This is a genomic window from Pseudomonas sp. CLCA07 (assembly GCF_053615335.1).
Map to the genome: position 1 here is coordinate 4,629,990 of NZ_CM132131.1, position 16,378 is coordinate 4,646,367.

The following is a 16,378-nucleotide window of genomic DNA, read 5'->3' on the forward strand; positions in this document are numbered from 1 at the left end:
AGATTCGCCCTTGCATCACCTCCCATGGTCCTGCTTAATATGACTCGGCTCATGGCGTCGAGAATCTGTCGGCGACCCCGGATTGTAGAAAAACCACTATAAAAAAGAGCAATCAATTGACTCATCAGCACGGAACGCAACTGGCCGGGCATTTGGCGTTATCGCTCGTCATCCCTGTGTTCAATGAAGCAGCCACCGTCGATTTGTTCATCGCGCGGATTAATAACGTCTTCAAGGATGAACTGCTGATCAGTCTGGAAATGGTGTTCGTCAATGACGGCAGCACCGACACCACACTGGATCTGTTGCTGGAACGCCAACGGACGGACCCGCGCCTGCGCATCGTCGATCTGAGCCGCAATTTCGGCAAAGAAGCCGCGTTGACCGCGGGTTTGCAGACCGCCACCGGCCAGGTTGTGGTCCCCATCGACGCCGACTTGCAGGACCCGCCCGAAGTCATCCTCGAGATGATCGCTCGCTGGCGTGAAGGCTATGAAGTGGTGCTGGGCCATCGTGTGAGTCGTAAAACCGATTCCTGGGCCAAGCAGACCTCAGCCAACTGGTTCTACCGCCTGCACAACAAAATCGCCGAGCAACATCTGCCGGAAAACGTCGGTGACTTCCGGCTCATGGACCGCTGCGTGATCGATGCCTTGCAGACCTTGCCCGAATCCCGGCGCTTCATGAAAGGCCTGTTCGCCTGGGTCGGTTTTCGCACCACTCACGTCAACTACGAACGTCCGGAGCGGGCGGCCGGAGCGACCAAGTTCAACGGCTGGCGCTTGTGGAACTTCGCTTTGGAGGGCATCACCAGTTTCAGCACCGAACCGCTGCGGATCTGGACCTACCTCGGGCTGCTCGTTTCGCTGATTTCCTTCTCGTTCGCCATCTTCATCATATTGCGCACCCTGATTTCCGGTATCGACCTTCCGGGTTATGCCTCGCTGATGGTGGCGGTCACCTTTCTGGGTGGTCTGCAATTGATCGGCATCGGTGTGCTGGGCGAATACCTGGGCCGAACCTACATCGAATCCAAACGCCGGCCGGTGTATCTGGTGCGGCGTGTCTATGACCCCAAGGACTGAACCGTGGATCTCAAGGAAACCGATATTCTCGGTTCAAGCATCGATCAGCATTGGTATTACGCCTCCAAAGCGGCGGCGACCACGCGGGTGCTCGGCAGCACCCCGTTCAAGAAAATTCTCGATGTGGGCGCAGGCTCCGGGTTCTTTACTCACCATCTTCTGAGTCATTCATCGGCCAGCGAAGCGTGGTGCGTGGACATCAGTTACGACGCCGACTCGGACGCCCGCACCGCCGGCAAACCGGTGCATTACCGTCGCGCAATCGAGGCAATAGACGCCGACCTGGTGTTGCTGATGGACGTGCTGGAACATGTCGACGACGACGTCGGGTTGCTCAAGGCCTATGTCGACAAAGTCCCCTCCGGCAGCCGGTTCCTGATGACGGTGCCCGCGTTCCAGTTTCTCTGGAGTGGACACGACGACTTTCTTGAACACAAACGCCGCTACACCTTGGCGCAACTGGAAACCGTGGCCCGTGCGGCTGGTTTGACGGTGCAGCAGGGTGCTTATTACTTCGGCCTGGTGTTCCCGATTGCCGCCACGTTGCGATTGCTGCCCAAAGGCGCGCAACCCTCGCCGCCGCGCTCGCAACTCAAGCGCCATCACCCGCTGGTGAATACGCTGTTGAAGTCCTTGTGCAGCATCGAGTTGCCGTTCATGAACGCCAATCGTCTGGCCGGGTTGACGGTGTTTGTACTGGCGCAGAAGCCGTGACGTCAGCCGAAAAATCCGCCCTGATCCAGCGTGGCCTGCGCTTTGCCGTGACCGGGTTGTTCGTCACGGCCCTGCATGCGCTAGTGGCGGTTCTGTTCATCAATTACGTGTCGCCGTTGCCGCCATTGGCCAATGGCGTGGCGTTTGCCGTGGCGACTGTGGTGTCTTACGTGATCAATACCACCTGGAGTTTTTCCGCGCGATTGCACGGTCGGACACTGCTGCGTTTCATGATGGTGTCCGTTGCCGGGTTTCTGCTGGCGATGCTGGTGGCCTGGGCTGTACAGATGGCCGGGCTGCATTACTTGCTGGGGATTGGCGCGGTAGCGCTGACGATTCCGGCCTTCACCTTTGTACTGCATAACTTCTGGACGTATCGATGAAGGACTTGGCTAAGCGGCTGCCGATCAACCTGTTGCCTTTGTTGATCGGTGTTCTAGCCTTTTTCATCGTCGTTGGGCCAAGGGCGCTGAACCCTCAAAACATTGCATGGCTGGGCAACGGTGATCCGGCGACGCATTACCTGGGCTGGGTGTTTTTCCGGCAGTCACCCTGGGCCTTTCCAATCGGGCTCAATCCTTCCTATGGACTGGAATTGGCCAATGGCATCATTTTTTCTGATTCCAATCCGCTGCTTGCTTTGCTGTTCAAACCGTTCGCCTCACTGTTGCCAATGCCTTTCCAGTACTTCGGACTCTGGTTCCTGACCTGCTTCGTTTTGCAGGCCTGGTTTGCCTGGAAACTGGTGGGGCTGGTGTCGACCCATGTGGGTGTTCGTGCCGTGAGTACGGCGTTGTTTCTGTGTGTTCCGCCCATGCTCTTGCGCATGCCTTTCCATTTGTCCCTGAGTGGGCATTTTCTGGTGCTGGCCTCGTTGTATCTGGGGCTGCATCCGCAATTGCGCCGTCGACGCCTGGCCTGGGGGGCGTTGCTGGCGGCGGCTGCGTTGATCCATGCGTATTTTCTGGCGATGGTTGCGGTGATCTGGATCGCCGATCTCACGAACGGTTATTTCAAGAAAAAACTGACACTACAGTCTGCTGCCATCGAATTGATCGGGCTGTTTTCGCTGGTCAGTGTTTGCTGCTGGCAGGCGGGCTATTTTTCGGTGGGCAGCGATGGGGCGATAGCGGCCGGTTTTGGCACGTACGCCATGAATCTGCTGTCGCTGATCGATCCGGGGAATTGGTCGGGGCAGTGGTCCTATGTACTGAAGGATTTACCCGGCGTTCAAGGGCTCGGCGATGTTGAAGGGTTTCTTTTTCTGGGCCTTGGGCTGATGACGCTGGGCGTTTGCGCACTGGTGGGGTTGCTTCAAGGCAATACCGGTTTTTTCCTGCGACTGCGGCGGTGGCCACTGTTGCTGGCGGCGCTGGTGGGGCTGAGCCTGTTTTCGATTTCTAACCATGTGGCAATGGGTTCGCTCGAATTGACCTATCCACTGCCACCCTTGGTGATTTCAATCGCCAACATCTTCCGTGCGTCAGGGCGGATGTTTTGGCCGGTGTATTACGCGATTATCTTCGCCATCATCTTCCTGGTGATCCGGGCCAATACACCCCGCACCGCCGTGAGTCTGTTGTCCCTGGCATTGCTGATACAGGTTCTGGATACCCATGCCGGCTGGGTGGGGGTACGCAAGCAGTTGATGGTTGAGCCCGCGGCGAAGTGGGCTTCGCCCATGGTTGATCCGTTCTGGAACAGTGCTGCGGCTCGTTACCGGAATATTCGCTGGGTGGTCCCGCAAAACCAGTCCCCGAAGTGGATGTCAGTGGCTGATTTTGCCGGCGTCCATGGCCTTGCCACGAATGCCGTTTACCTGGGGCGGATGGACACGGCCAACAGGATGAAGTCCGAGCAGGACACGGCCCGTGCAATGGCGTCGGGTAAGTACGACGCTGATTCGTTGTACCTGTTCGATGAGCGTGCGTGGATGCAGGCCGTGAGAAGCGTGAACAGCCAAACGGATCTGTTCGTCAGGATTGACGGCTTCACGGTGCTCGCTCCGGGCTGGAAACAGTGCAGCACGTGTTTGCAGGTCACCTCGCAAATCAATCCGCTGGAGTGGGTCCCATCTCTGGAACCCGGACAAAAAACACTGTTCAACGTCGGCGGCAAAGGGGCGGTATTGCTGGCCAAGGGCTGGTCCGATACCGAGCTTTGGGGCACCTGGTCCAGGGACCCTGAGGCTGAAGTCCTGTTCCGCGTCCGGGCTCCCGTGCATTCCTTGCGTCTGGAGGCCACGGCGTTTCTTCCCCCCGGGCATGCCCGCCAACGTGTCGCCATCAGCATCAATGACCTGACGGCCATGAATGTGGGGCTTGAGCAGGCCGATGACAACACGATCGATGTGCCGCTCACCGCCGAGATGCAAGCGCGGGTAGCGAGTCAGGGTGTACTGAGGCTGCAATTTCAGTTTGCCGATGCCGTCACACCAAAACAGTTCGGGATGGGGCCGGACGCGCGAGTACTCGCACTCGGATTGAAAACCCTGACGGTCAATTGATGGCAGTTGCACGTAGACGCTCCCCTCGCGCCTTCCTACACTGCCATTAGTGTCGGGGACCGGGGGCAAGGAATGAATCGCAATGAACTGCGCAAGGCGGACATCAACCTGATGGTGGTGTTCGAATCGTTGATGCTTGAGCGCAACGTGACGCGTGTGGCAGAGAAGCTGTTTCTCGGTCAACCGACCATCAGCTCCGCGCTCAACCGCCTGCGGACGATGTTCAACGATCCACTGTTCATCCGCGTCGGCCACCGCATGGAGCCCACAGCCCGCGCCGAGGAATTGATTCAATACCTGTCGCCAGCGCTGGATTCGCTGTCGATGGCATTAAGCCTGACCCACGATTTCGACCCGGCCAGCAGCACCATGACGTTTCGCATCGGGCTGTCGGATGACGTCGAGTTCGGACTGCTCCCGCCGCTCCTGCGCGCCTTGCGCCAGGAAGCGCCGAAGGTGGTGTTTGTGGTTCAGCATGTCGATTACTGGCGCATTCCCGATTTGCTGGCGGCTGGCGACATCACCGTGGGCATCAGCCAGACCCGTGGCCTGCCGGCCAACGCCAAGCGCAAGTTGTTGCGGCACATCATGCCGAGCATCCTGCGCGCCGATGCGTCCGACACACCGCTGACGCTCGATGAATATTGCTCACGCCCTCATGTGTTGGTTTCCCACACCGCGAACGTCAGTGGTTACGCCGATGAGTGGCTGGCGGAGATAGGGCGTACGCGCCAGGTCGTCCTTTCCGTGCCGCAATACAGCTCGTTGCCGGCCCTGCTCGCCGGCACCGATTTGATCGCCAGTTTGCCCGATTACGCGGCCGAAGCCATGGCGGCATCCGGTTTGCTGTTCAAGGAACCGTTCCCGTTCAAGACCCCGACCCTCGACCTGTCGATGGTCTGGCTCAGCCATGTCGATACCGACCCCGCCGAACGCTGGTTGCGTTCGCGTCTGGAAGTGTTCATGAGTGAGCGCTCGCCATTGCCGCAGCCCCAGTGAGTAAGACAGTGCTGTGTTATACGTAGGATCTTTCTGCCCTATATCTGGAGCCGCCACATGCCACACCTGCACATGGAATACACCGCCAATCTGCCCGAGCTGAACACCGACGTGGCATTGATCCGACTCAATAATGCCTTGGTGGCTTCCGGTCAGTTTGCTGCGGAGTCCGACATCAAGAGCCGAGCGCTGAAGGTCGAGACCTTCAAGGTCGGTACTGCGTTGAGTGAACGGGCGTTTGTGCATGTGAAGCTGGCATTGTTGAGTGGTCGCTCACCGCAGATTAAACAGCAGCTGTCCGAAAGCCTGCTGGCGGTGGTCCAGGAACTGTGTGAATGGCCTGCCGGCGTCGAAGTGCAGTTGTGCGTGGAAATCCTCGATATCGATCGCGAGTCCTACACCAAGACCGCCATCAACCTCTGAATTTCAGGCCAGTGCCTGCTCGGCGCAGACGTCGATCACCTGCTCGCGCAGCCAGGTGTTGGCACTGTCCTGATCGGCGCTTTGACTCCACTGCATGTCCAGGGTGAAACCCGGCAGGCCGTTGGGGGCTTCGCAATGATTGAAGATTGCCTCGTTTGCCAGCAATTGCTGGATACGGCGGGGCAGGGTCAGGATGTAGTCGGTGCCAGTGATCATCTTCAATGCCGCGCTGTAGCTGTTGGCACGCGCGACAATCTGTCGTTTGTGCGCCTGTTGCGCCAGCCAGCCGTCGACCATGTTGGTGTTGGACGTCCATGGGGTTGGAAACACATGCCGGCGTTGCACAAAGGCTTGCAGGCTTAACCGCGGCTCCAGCGGCGTGGCGCGTTTGTCGAACACGCAGACCAAGTCATCTTCCAGTAACAGCCGGGATTTGAAGTCGGTGTGGCTGCGATGGAAATTCGGGCCGAAACAGATCACCAGGTCGAGACGACCATCGCGCAACTCGTCGGCCGGGATGTCGGTTTCGAACTTGTACATGTTGACCATCACCGGCAGGTCGGCGAAATCGAAGCGCTTAAGCAGACGCGGCAAAATCAGCTGCTCGAAATACTCCGGCGCGCAAATATTGAAGGTCACGGCGTGCAGGGTCGGGTCAAATGCCGGGGCGCTGGCGTGGCACAGGTTGATGCTCTCGAGGATTTTCAGTACAGGCGTGTACATGGTGCTGGCTTTGTAGGTGGGGCGCATACCGGTGCGGGTTTTGATGAACAACTCGTCGTCAAAACCGGTACGCAGCTTTTTCAGGCAGTAACTCACCGTGGACTGACTGACGCAGAGCGCCTCCGACACACCGGTGACGCTGCTTTGCTCGTACACGGCGACAAACACCATGAGGTCCTGCATGTCGAGTTTTCTAAGCAAGTTACTGTTCAGCATCCGTTCTGTCTCGCTGTGCTCCTTGCGCTGACAGTGCGCAAACGTGTGCGAAAGATCCTAACGGAACGATCGTGCCAAGAGAATGCCCTGTAGGAGATTTCTGATTATTCCCTGTAGGAGCCGAGCTTGCTCCGGGCGGCTCCTACAGGGTTGGACGGTGCATAGGAGATGATTGTTTAGCCAACCCGTAACCAAAGTTCTTCAAATCCAGATTTAAAGACCTGACCGCCCGTGTGACGCTGCCACTCATCTGTCCTCTACGGTTTTACCTATGGGCGATTGTCCCGTCGCACTTCCCTCCGAGTTGGCCTTCTGGGCGCTGTGGCACTGTCGTCACGCACGCCCACCGGATTCCTGCATTTCCCGTTGATTGTTCTGACAGGTCCGGCGCCCGGCGCTGGATCAATTCGGCGACGCCTGTGCGTTTGCCTGACGCGGATAGACGAGAATTCCCATGAACTGTGCCACGACATCCTTCGCCACGAAAGAAGAAGCCCTGACCTTTCTCGAACAGAACCCGGATATTGAAATGTTCGAACTGTTCATCCTCGACAACAACGGAGTGCCCCGGGGCAAGTTGTTGCATCGCGATGAATTGCTGGCGGTGTACGACAGCGGTCGGCCACTGCCGAGCACCATTCTTGGCCTGACCATTAATGGCGATGACGTGGAAAACTCCGGACTGGTCTGGGATGTCGGCGATATTGACTGCCGCGCCTATCCGGTCAGCGGTAGTCTGACGCGCATGCCGTGGCGGTTGATTCCCACGGCAGCGGTGCAAGTCAGCATGCATCCGAAAGAAGGCATGCCGGCGACGATCGCCGACCCTCGGCACTTGTTGGCGAAAGTGATCGAAGGCTTGCAGGCCGACGGTTATTACCCGGTCATGGCTGCAGAGCTTGAGTTTTATCTGCTGGATCAGCAGCGCGACAGCCAGGGGCGACCGCAACCGGCGCGGGATGTCGATGGCGGGCGGCCGCGCACAACGCAAGTCTACGGTTTACGTGAGCTGGAGCAGATCGAGCCGTTTCTGGCCGATCTCTACAGTGCCTGCAAGTTGCAGGGGATTCCGGCGCGTACGGCGATTTCCGAATATGCGCCGGGCCAAGTGGAAATTACCCTCGAACACCGCACCGATGCCCTACAGGCGATGGACGAAGCAGTGCGCTACAAACGGCTGGTCAAGGGCGTGGCCCACAAGCACGGGATGACCGCCTGCTTCATGGCCAAACCCTTCGACGACCTGGCGGGCACCGGGATGCACATGCACGTCAGCCTGGCGGACAAGGAGGGCAACAACCTGTTCGCAAGCGAAGCGCCGGACGGTACACCGCTGCTCAGGCAAGCCGTCGGTGGGATGCTCAGCACCTTGCTCGATTCATTGCTGTTGTTCTGCCCGAATGCCAACTCCTACCGTCGATTCCAGACCAACAGCTACGCTCCCCTGGCGGCGACCTGGGGTGTGGATAACCGCACTGTGAGCTTGCGTGTGCCAGGCGGGCCTGCGTTCTCCCGGCACATCGAACACCGTATTTGTGGCGCCGACGCCAACCCGTACCTGGCCGCCGCGGCGATCCTGGCCGGTATCCATCGTGGTATCCGCGAACAGCTCGACCCGGGTGCGCCGGTGGAAGGCAATGGGTACGCCCAGGCCACGGAATTGCTACCGACCGATTGGCTGACCACGTTGCGCGCACTGGAAGGTTCGACCTGGGCGCGTGAAGCGTTCGGGCAACCTTTCCTTGGCGTTTACCTGGCGGTGAAACGCGCCGAATACCGACAGTTCATGGGCGAGGTCGGTGAGCAGGATTGGCGCTGGTATCTGCATCAGGCCTGAACAAGGTCTGAACCAGTCTCAAAGGGTCAAGACGTTGGTCGCAGGTTTAAGAAGCCAACTAATCGTTGGCTTCTTTTTCACAAAAAATTGATGGTTGGGTGCCTAACATTGGTGTTGTCTCGGTCAATGAAATTTTTACATTTGCCGTAGGCACTTCTTTTCAGGAACAACCGATCACCATGTTGAAGATTAAAGCCGTGCGCCCGGAATGGGTGACACTGATTGCCAGCGCCTTTTTGTTAACAGCCTTCAATTTTGTGCTGTGGCAGCACCTGTTTGAAATCACCGCGTCCGACGGTAAAGGCATCGTCATGCGCGTGGCATTCGGGGCGATGATTCTGGCGGCTTTCAACATTTTTCTGACCTTTGTGGCCTTCAAGCGTGTGTTGAAGCCGGTCCTGACGCTGCTCTTCGTGATCAGCGCCAGCGTGGCCTACTTCATGAACCAATACGGTGCGCTGATTGACACCGGCATGTTACGTAACTTTGCGCAAACCAATGCGACAGAAGTACGCGACTTACTCTCGTTAAAGTTGTTGGCTTATATCCTGTTTTTGGGCGTATTGCCGTCGTGGTTGTTATGGAAAACACCGGTTAATTATCGCCGCTGGCACCATGAGTTATTAAGTAAGGTGCTAGTGAGTGTTGCCTCGGCTGCCGTCATCGGCGGTGTTGCCCTGATTAACTATCAGGGCTTGTCCTCATTGTTTCGCAATCACCACGAGTTGCGCCTGATGGTTGTGCCGAGCAACTACATCGGCGCCTCGGCCGGCTATTTGCGTGAGCAAGTGGTTTCCGCCCGTCAACCCTTTGTCAAAATCGGCGAAGACGCGCAGAAGAATCCGGTCTGGCAAGCTCATGGCCGCAAATCCCTGACGGTATTGGTAGTTGGCGAGAGCGCCCGGGCCGAGAACTTCGGCATCCTGGGGTACGACCGCGACACCACCCCGAAGCTGAGTAAAGAAGCCGGCCTGATCGCGTTCACCGATGTGCATTCATGCGGCACGGAAACCGCCGTGTCCGTGCCGTGCATGTTCTCTAACATGGGCCGCAAGAACTACAACGCCAGCAAGGCAAAGAATGAAGAAGGCCTGCTGGATGTGCTTAAACGTGCCGGTCTGGACGTGATCTGGCGTGACAATCAGTCGGGCTGCAAAGGCACGTGCGACCGCGTCACCCTTGACGACGTGAGCAACTTGAAAGACCCGATACTCTGCGCCAACAGCGAATGCCGCGATGAAATCCTGCTAAAAGGTTTACAACACTTTATCGACACGCTCGATAAAGACACCGTGTTGGTCTTGCATCAAATGGGTAGCCATGGCCCTGAATACTTCAAGCGCTACCCGAAAGAATTCGAACGGTTCACGCCAGTTTGTGAAAGTAACGCACTAAATAACTGCAGTCGCGAAAGTATCGTTAATGGTTACGACAATACGCTGGTGTATACCGACCATGTGCTGTCGAGCCTGATCGATCTGTTGCGCAAGAACCAGGAAAAAGTCGACACCGCGATGCTGTACCTGTCCGACCACGGCGAGTCGCTGGGTGAATACAACCTGTTTCTGCATGGCACGCCTTACATGTTGGCGCCCGAACAACAGAAGCACGTGGCGATGTTGGCGTGGTTCTCCGACAGCTATCAGAAGTCGTTCTCGGTGGACACCCAATGCCTGCAACTGACTCGCGAAAAGCCATTGAGCCAGGACAACCTGTTCCATTCGATGCTGGGTCTGCTGGAAGTCAGCAGCAAGGTCTACAACCAGGACCTGGACATGTTCGCCGGTTGTCGCGGTGCGGCTATCGACGGCGTGTTGGCCAAAGATTGAAGGTTTCAACCCTTTTACGCGCAGGCCGCTAGCCAGCGGCCGGTAGAGTCACCACCAAGAGTCATTGCACATGTCTGCGCAACCCACATCCGCCATCGAGCTTGAGTTCGCCCGGCGCTACGATCAGGAACACGCCCGCGTCTGCCGTCAGCCGCAACCGCGTAACCTGACCGGGCGTCTGGCGTTCTGGCGCGAGCAAAACCTGGTGCGCAATGCGCTCAAGGTGGCCGGCGAGCCGGGGTTGATCCTTGACGTGGCGTGCGGCGTCGGGCGCTTCTGGCCGGTGCTGGCCGAGCACGCCAACCGCGTGATCCTCGCGTCGGACCCGTCCCAGGACATGCTTAACCATGCGCAGACTCACCATCCACAGAGCCTGCTCAAGCGAATCAAGACCTTTCAGAGCTCCGCCTTCAACCTTGGCTTGTCCGCCAATGCCGTGGACTGCATTTTTTGCATGCGACTGTTTCAGCACATCAGCTGCCCCGAGCATCGATTGGCCATGCTTCAGGAGTTCCACCGGGTCAGTCGCGACACCGTGATTGTGGCGGTGCGGGTCGACGGCTATTTCAAGCCGCGCCGACTAGAGACGGAGGCCTCTCAGGCCCCACAGCCGGTCAGCAAGGTCGAGGTTGAAGCTGAGTTCAGGCAGGCAGGTTTCCAAGTGCTGAGCCATCAGGGTTTCCTGCCGGGCTGCGCGTGGATGCGGGTCTATGTGCTGAGTAAGACCAGTTAGTCTCCGCTTGTCAGACATTTCTTGATGTCGGGCAGGTCTTTTCGCTAAAGCTCTTGTTCAGTGGATGCGCGGAAATCGCTGGCGGCGATATATACTGCGCGCCATTCTTCAAGGGAGAGCCGTGTGGCCATCGATATTCACTGGATTCGCGACAACGATAGCCTCGGTCAGTTTTGCGCCGAGTGGCAGCAGCTGCCATTCGTTGCCCTCGACACCGAATTCATGCGGGTCGACACCTTTTACCCGATCGCCGGCCTGCTGCAGATCGGCGATGGCGTACGCGCTTACCTGATAGACCCACTGACCATCGACAACTGGCAACCCTTGGCCGCGTTGCTGGAAAATCCGGCCGTGGTCAAAGTCGTCCATGCCTGCAGCGAAGACCTTGAGGTCCTGTTGCGCCTGACCGGCAGCCTGCCGGAGCCGCTGTTCGACACGCAACTGGCGGCCGCTTACCTGAACCTGGGTTTCTCCATGGGCTACTCGCGATTGGTGCAAGAGGTGCTCGGCATCGACTTGCCCAAAGGCGAAACCCGTTCCGACTGGCTGCAACGTCCGCTTTCTGACACACAGATCAGTTACGCCGCTGAAGATGCTTTGCACCTGGCGGAAGTTTTCGTACAGCTTCGCCCGAAGCTTTCTGACGACAAGTACGCCTGGGTTCTGGAAGACGGCGCCGAGCTGGTGGCCAACCTGCGCCGCGAGGTCGACCCGTACGAGGTCTACCGCGAAGCCAAACTGGCCTGGAAGCTCTCCCGCGCCCAACTCGCCGTGTTGCGGGAGCTGTGCGCCTGGCGTGAGCGCGAAGCCCGTGCCCGTGATCTGCCGCGCAACCGCATCGTTCGTGAGCATTCCCTGTGGCCGCTCGCGCGGACTCAGCCGGACAACCTTGGCGCGCTGGCGAAAATTGAAGACATGCACCCGCGTACCGTGCGTCAGGATGGCGAATTTCTGCTTGATCTGATCAAACGCTCTGGCAGTGTATCGCCCGATCAATGGCCGCCCGCCGTGCCGGAGCCGTTGCCGGTGGATGCCGCCGTGCTGGTCAAACAGCTTCGCGCCATCGGCCAGGCCGAAGCCGAGCGCTTGAACATCGCGCCGGAACTGATGCTGCGCAAGAAAACCCTGGAAGCGCTGCTCAAGAGCGGCTTCCCCAATGGTCCTTACCAATTGCCTGATTCGTTGCGTGGCTGGCGCCGCGAATTGATGGGCCAGGCGCTGCTCGACAGCCTGGCCACCGCCGGAGAACAGCCTTGAAACGTATTTGCTCGATCTACCGAAGCCTGAAGAAAAACGAGATGTACCTCTATGTGCTCAAAAGCGATGCACTGGAGCGTGTCCCGGAGTCATTGATGGCAGCCTTCGGCAAACCGCACCACGCGTTCGATCTGGTGTTGACCCCCGAGCGCAAGCTGTCACGCGAAGACATCACCGTGGTCCTGGAAAACCTTGAAAAGCAGGGCTACCACCTGCAAATGCCACCGGCCGAAGACGAGTACATCGAACACTTGCCTGAAGAATTGTTGCGCCGCAACGATCCGATGTGACCCGCAGACAGGCTCTGTTCAGAGTCTGTGTGAAACACTGGAATGATTTTTGGCGATGGCCGTGACGAGAGAGCGATGCTCCGTGCGCGGCCGTCTGCACGGTTTTTGAAAGGTTTGAAACATGCGCGTTCTGATTGCCGAACACGACCACCCGGTGTATGCACAATTGTTGCGTCAGGCGGCGCCTGAGCTTGAAGTGCTCACCAGTGGAGACTCCGCTGAACTGGCTCGTCTGGCAGCTGATTGCCCGGTCTGGCTGGGTCAACCGGATCTGCTGGCCACTCTGTTGCGTCAGGGCCACGAGCCGCAATGGCTGCAATCGACCTGGGCGGGCATCACGCCACTGCTGGCCGACGGCTTGCCACGTCACTATCGTCTGACCCGCGCGGTTGGCATTTTCGGTCAGGTCATGGCCGAATACGTGCTGACCTACATGCTTGGCCACGAGCGCGAAGTATTGGCGCGGCTGGTCAGTCAGGTCGAGCGCAAATGGGACAGCCGCCATGGCCAGAGCCTGGCGGGGCGCAAGGTATTGATCGTCGGCACGGGTGACATCGGGCGGACGGTGGCGCAGTTCCTGGTGCCGTTTGGCGTCGAGTTGTACGGCATCGCCAGCGAAGCTCGCGAACAGGCACCGTTTGTTGAAGTCGGTGCGCTGGCGGATTTGCCGCGTTTGGTCGGGGAAGTCGATTACGTGGTCAATCTGCTGCCCAACACCCCCAATACCCACGACCTGTACGACGCGGCGCTGTTCAAGCAGTTCAAGCCGACCGGGTTGTTCATCAACGTCGGTCGCGGTGTCGCGGTGGTCGATGCGGATCTGGTGGAAGCCTTGAAAGAAGGGCATCTGGCGGGCGCGGTGATTGATGTCTGCCGTCAGGAGCCGCTGCCGCAACGTCATCCGTTCTGGACCGCCTGGGGCTTGCTGCTGACCGGCCACAGCTCGGCTCCGACGTCGCCATCGATGATGGTGAACCTGTTTGTCGAGAATTTGCGGGCGTATCAGGCGGGTGAAGCGTTGCGCGGGGAAGTGGATTTCGAACGCGGTTATTAAACCCACCGCTCGCTCGAATTTTATGCAAAAACCTGTAGGCGCCGAGCTTGGTCCGGGCGGCTCCTACAGTAGATCTTCAGTGGGGCTTAGAGGGTGAAGTCGCCCTCGGCGGCCAACTCGCTCAGCGGGCGACGCGGGCTTGGCTCTTCACGCGCTTGCAGGTAATCCGCCAGCGATGCCTTGTCGCCCAGTTTACCCACCGCAATGGCCGCGTGCAGCGCATAACCTTCAGGAATGTTCAGCTCCTTGCGGGTCAGTTCCTGATCGAAACCGGCCATGCCATGGGTGTGCCAGCCGCTGATGCTCGCTTGCAACGCCAGGTGACCCCACGCCGAGCCGGTGTCAAAGGTGTGCCACAGGGCCGGGGTTTCTTCGGTCGCGCCCGGCACGGCGAAGGTGGTTTTCGAGATCACGATCACCAGCGCCGAGGCGTGTTGTGCCCAGCCGCGGTTGAATTCGTTCAGCAGGCCCAGGTAACGCTCCCAGTTTGGCGTGTCGCGACGCGCATAGAGAAACCGCCAAGGCTGCGAGTTGTAGGCCGACGGTGCCCAGCGGGCGGCTTCGAAGAAGCTCAGCAGAGTTTCTTCCGGGATGGTCTCGCCGGTGAACGCGCGGGGTGACCAGCGATCGGTGAACTGCGGGTGGATGGCGTAGTCGGCAACGCGTGGATTAGCACTCATCAAGAGATTCCTTGCTACGTTTGAAAGTGAGGGAGCGACGCGAAACCCTACTGGGCGGCGCAAAAACTGACAAGCCTGTTTATACCGGCAGTCGCCAATGCTTGGCCCACAAGGGCCTTGGCACTAGACTGGCGGCCTTTTCACCACCTGATGTTGATGCTTGAGCCATGGCCGCCAAAGTCGAACCGTTCTGGATACGCAAAACCCTCGATCAATTGGATCAAGAGGAATGGGAGTCGTTGTGCGACGGCTGTGGCCTGTGCTGCCTGCAAAAGCTCGAAGATGAAGACGACAACAGCGTCTATTACACGCGAATTGCCTGCAAATTGCTCGACCTGAAAACCTGCCAGTGCACCGATTACCCCAACCGGCGTGACTTCGTCCCGGACTGCATCCAGCTCACGCCGGGCAAGGCCGACGAGTTTAAATGGCTGCCACCGACCTGCGGCTATCGCCTGGTCAGTGAAGGCAAGGACCTGCCGCTCTGGCACCATTTGGTGTGTGGCGATCGCGATGCGGTGCACCACGAGCGTATTTCGCAATCCGGGCGCATGCTCGCCGAAGGCAGCGTGCCTGAAGATGATTGGGAAGATCACCTGATATTCCGCGCGGGTTAATTCTCGTAGCTTGTTACCCCTGTGATGGGGATGACAAGAATTTGGGGCTGCTACGCAGCCCTGCGCGAGCAAGCTCGCCACAAGGAGTGTGTATGGCTGTGGGATGGCGGCTGGCGTTGGTCATTGGGCTACTGGCCCTGAGTTCGTCGGCGTGGGCGTTGAAGAAGGTCGATCTGGATTACCACGTGCGCTTGTTGCCACAAAGTGATCAAGCTGAGGTGCGCCTGACGCTGGCGCAGGGTTCGGCGGTGCGTAGCCTGGATTTTGACCTGGGCGACGGTAGCCGCTACAGCGACTTCAAGGCCGACGGCCAATGGCAACTCACACCGGGCAAAGTGGCGCGTGGGGTCTGGCATCCCGCCGCCGACAAGGCCAGCCTGACCTACCGCGTACGCATCAGCCATGGGCGCAAGAGCGGCAGTTTCGACACGCGCATGACGCCCGGTTGGGCGCTGATGCGCGGTGACGATCTGGTGCCGCCAGCCAAACTCGATCAACAGGATGGTATCGAGCTGGTTTCGCGCCTTGAGTTCGAGTTGCCCAGCGGTTGGAACAGCGTCGAAACCGCTTGGCCGCGGATCGGCAAGAACAAATTCCGCATCGATAATGTGTCCCGACTGTTCGACCGGCCCACCGGCTGGATGCTCGCGGGCCACCTCGGCAGTCGCCGCACGCGGCTGGGGGAAACCGAAGTCACCGTCGCTTCGCCACAGGGTCAGGGCATGCGGCGCATGGACGTGCTGACTCTGTTGACCTTTGTCTGGCCGCAAGTCCAGGCCGTGTTCCCGCGTCATCCAAGCAAATTGCTGATTGTCGGCGCCAACGACCCAATGTGGCGCGGTAGCCTTGCCGCGCATGAATCGATCTACCTGAACACGCGTCTGCCGCTGGTCAGCGAAAGCGGCAGCAGTGCGCTGGTGCGTGAGTTGGCGCAGGTGTTCGGGCGGATCAACGATAAACAGCGCAGCGATTGGATCACTGAAGGTTTTGCCGAGTATTACGCCATCGAACTGGTGCGCCGTGCCGGCGGCATGAGCGATGAGCGGTATGAAAGCCTGCACGGCAAGCTGATCAAGGACAGCCAGAAGGTCACGACCCTGCGTGGCGAACAGATCAACCCGGCGCAGGTGTCGAAAGCGGTGGTGTTGTTACAGGAGCTGGACCGCGAGATACGCCTGAAGACACGCAACAAGCGTTCGCTGGATGATGTGTTGCGCGGGGCGATGCATCTGGAGAGTGTGAATACCAAGGAGTTTGTTCAACTGGCCGAGAGCGTCATCGGCGAGCCTTCCAAAGTCCTTGATACCGAGTTGCTTCAGTAATACCGCCATCGCGAGCAGGCTCGCTCCTACAGGATTTTGTGTACACCGCAAATCAACTGTAGGAGTGAGCCTGCTCGCGATGAGGCCCTAAGC

At 58.7% G+C, this 16,378-nt stretch carries 16 protein-coding genes; 14 read left to right on the forward strand and 2 right to left on the reverse strand.

The window, feature by feature from the left end:
• Positions 1 to 116: 116 nt before the first annotated feature.
• The 6 genes from ACWGZX_RS21275 to ACWGZX_RS21300 all read left to right on the forward strand — a co-directional run bounded on the left by ACWGZX_RS21275 (position 117) and on the right by ACWGZX_RS21300 (position 5,727).
• Positions 117 to 1,085, forward strand: a complete 969-nt coding sequence (locus tag ACWGZX_RS21275; protein WP_452625315.1) for a glycosyltransferase family 2 protein — start codon at positions 117 to 119, stop codon at positions 1,083 to 1,085.
• Positions 1,086 to 1,088: 3 nt separating this feature from the next.
• A complete protein-coding gene (locus ACWGZX_RS21280) occupies positions 1,089 to 1,799 on the forward strand; it encodes a class I SAM-dependent methyltransferase (RefSeq protein WP_452625316.1) in 711 nt (236 codons plus the stop codon).
• On the forward strand, positions 1,796 to 2,182 hold the full coding sequence (locus ACWGZX_RS21285) for a GtrA family protein (RefSeq protein ID WP_452625317.1): 387 nt from the start codon (positions 1,796 to 1,798) through the stop codon (positions 2,180 to 2,182). Before ACWGZX_RS21280 ends, ACWGZX_RS21285 begins: the two co-directional genes overlap by 4 nt.
• On the forward strand, positions 2,179 to 4,305 hold the full coding sequence (locus tag ACWGZX_RS21290; RefSeq protein WP_452625318.1) for a DUF6311 domain-containing protein: 2,127 nt from the start codon (positions 2,179 to 2,181) through the stop codon (positions 4,303 to 4,305). The genes ACWGZX_RS21285 and ACWGZX_RS21290 overlap by 4 nt, the downstream gene beginning before the upstream one ends.
• A 72-nt stretch (positions 4,306 to 4,377) precedes the next feature.
• The gene (locus ACWGZX_RS21295; protein ID WP_223511400.1) at positions 4,378 to 5,304 is read left to right on the forward strand and encodes a LysR substrate-binding domain-containing protein; all 927 of its coding nucleotides are present in this window, start codon (positions 4,378 to 4,380) and stop codon (positions 5,302 to 5,304) included.
• 57 nt (positions 5,305 to 5,361) lie between these two features.
• Positions 5,362 to 5,727, forward strand: a complete 366-nt coding sequence (locus ACWGZX_RS21300) for a 5-carboxymethyl-2-hydroxymuconate Delta-isomerase (protein ID WP_452625319.1) — start codon at positions 5,362 to 5,364, stop codon at positions 5,725 to 5,727.
• Positions 5,728 to 5,730: 3 nt separating this feature from the next.
• Here ACWGZX_RS21300 and ACWGZX_RS21305 read toward each other — a convergent pair whose 3' ends face one another.
• Entirely contained in the window at positions 5,731 to 6,666 is a 936-nt protein-coding gene (locus ACWGZX_RS21305) for a LysR substrate-binding domain-containing protein (protein WP_452625320.1), read from the reverse strand.
• A gap of 454 nt (positions 6,667 to 7,120) precedes the next feature.
• Between ACWGZX_RS21305 and ACWGZX_RS21310 the strand changes: the two genes are divergently transcribed.
• From ACWGZX_RS21310 to ACWGZX_RS21335, 6 genes are all read left to right on the forward strand, one after another.
• Positions 7,121 to 8,503: a glutamine synthetase family protein gene (locus ACWGZX_RS21310; protein ID WP_452625321.1), complete on the forward strand. Its 1,383-nt coding sequence runs from the start codon at positions 7,121 to 7,123 to the stop codon at positions 8,501 to 8,503.
• Between the two features lie 179 nt (positions 8,504 to 8,682).
• On the forward strand, positions 8,683 to 10,332 hold the full coding sequence (locus ACWGZX_RS21315; protein ID WP_452625322.1) for a phosphoethanolamine transferase: 1,650 nt from the start codon (positions 8,683 to 8,685) through the stop codon (positions 10,330 to 10,332).
• A 70-nt stretch (positions 10,333 to 10,402) separates the two neighbouring features.
• A complete protein-coding gene (locus ACWGZX_RS21320) occupies positions 10,403 to 11,065 on the forward strand; it encodes a class I SAM-dependent methyltransferase (protein WP_223511406.1) in 663 nt (220 codons plus the stop codon).
• A gap of 123 nt (positions 11,066 to 11,188) precedes the next feature.
• Positions 11,189 to 12,322: a ribonuclease D gene (gene rnd / locus ACWGZX_RS21325; protein WP_223511408.1), complete on the forward strand. Its 1,134-nt coding sequence runs from the start codon at positions 11,189 to 11,191 to the stop codon at positions 12,320 to 12,322.
• Positions 12,319 to 12,612: a YcgL domain-containing protein gene (locus ACWGZX_RS21330; RefSeq protein ID WP_007898694.1), complete on the forward strand. Its 294-nt coding sequence runs from the start codon at positions 12,319 to 12,321 to the stop codon at positions 12,610 to 12,612. Before rnd ends, ACWGZX_RS21330 begins: the two co-directional genes overlap by 4 nt.
• A gap of 121 nt (positions 12,613 to 12,733) precedes the next feature.
• Positions 12,734 to 13,666 carry a D-2-hydroxyacid dehydrogenase gene (locus ACWGZX_RS21335; protein WP_452625323.1) on the forward strand — a complete coding sequence of 311 codons (933 nt, stop codon included), beginning with the start codon at positions 12,734 to 12,736 and terminating at the stop codon, positions 13,664 to 13,666.
• 86 nt (positions 13,667 to 13,752) lie between these two features.
• Here the strand turns inward: ACWGZX_RS21335 and ACWGZX_RS21340 are convergent, their stop codons facing one another.
• Positions 13,753 to 14,346, reverse strand: a complete 594-nt coding sequence (locus tag ACWGZX_RS21340; protein WP_223511412.1) for a nitroreductase family protein — start codon at positions 14,344 to 14,346, stop codon at positions 13,753 to 13,755.
• Between the two features lie 167 nt (positions 14,347 to 14,513).
• Here ACWGZX_RS21340 and ACWGZX_RS21345 point away from each other — a divergent pair, with 167 nt between their 5' ends.
• Both ACWGZX_RS21345 and ACWGZX_RS21350 read left to right on the forward strand, forming a co-directional pair.
• Entirely contained in the window at positions 14,514 to 14,963 is a 450-nt protein-coding gene (locus tag ACWGZX_RS21345) for a YcgN family cysteine cluster protein (RefSeq protein WP_007944020.1), read from the forward strand.
• A 92-nt stretch (positions 14,964 to 15,055) separates the two neighbouring features.
• A complete protein-coding gene (locus ACWGZX_RS21350) occupies positions 15,056 to 16,285 on the forward strand; it encodes a hypothetical protein (RefSeq protein ID WP_452625324.1) in 1,230 nt (409 codons plus the stop codon).
• Positions 16,286 to 16,378: the final 93 nt, after the last annotated feature.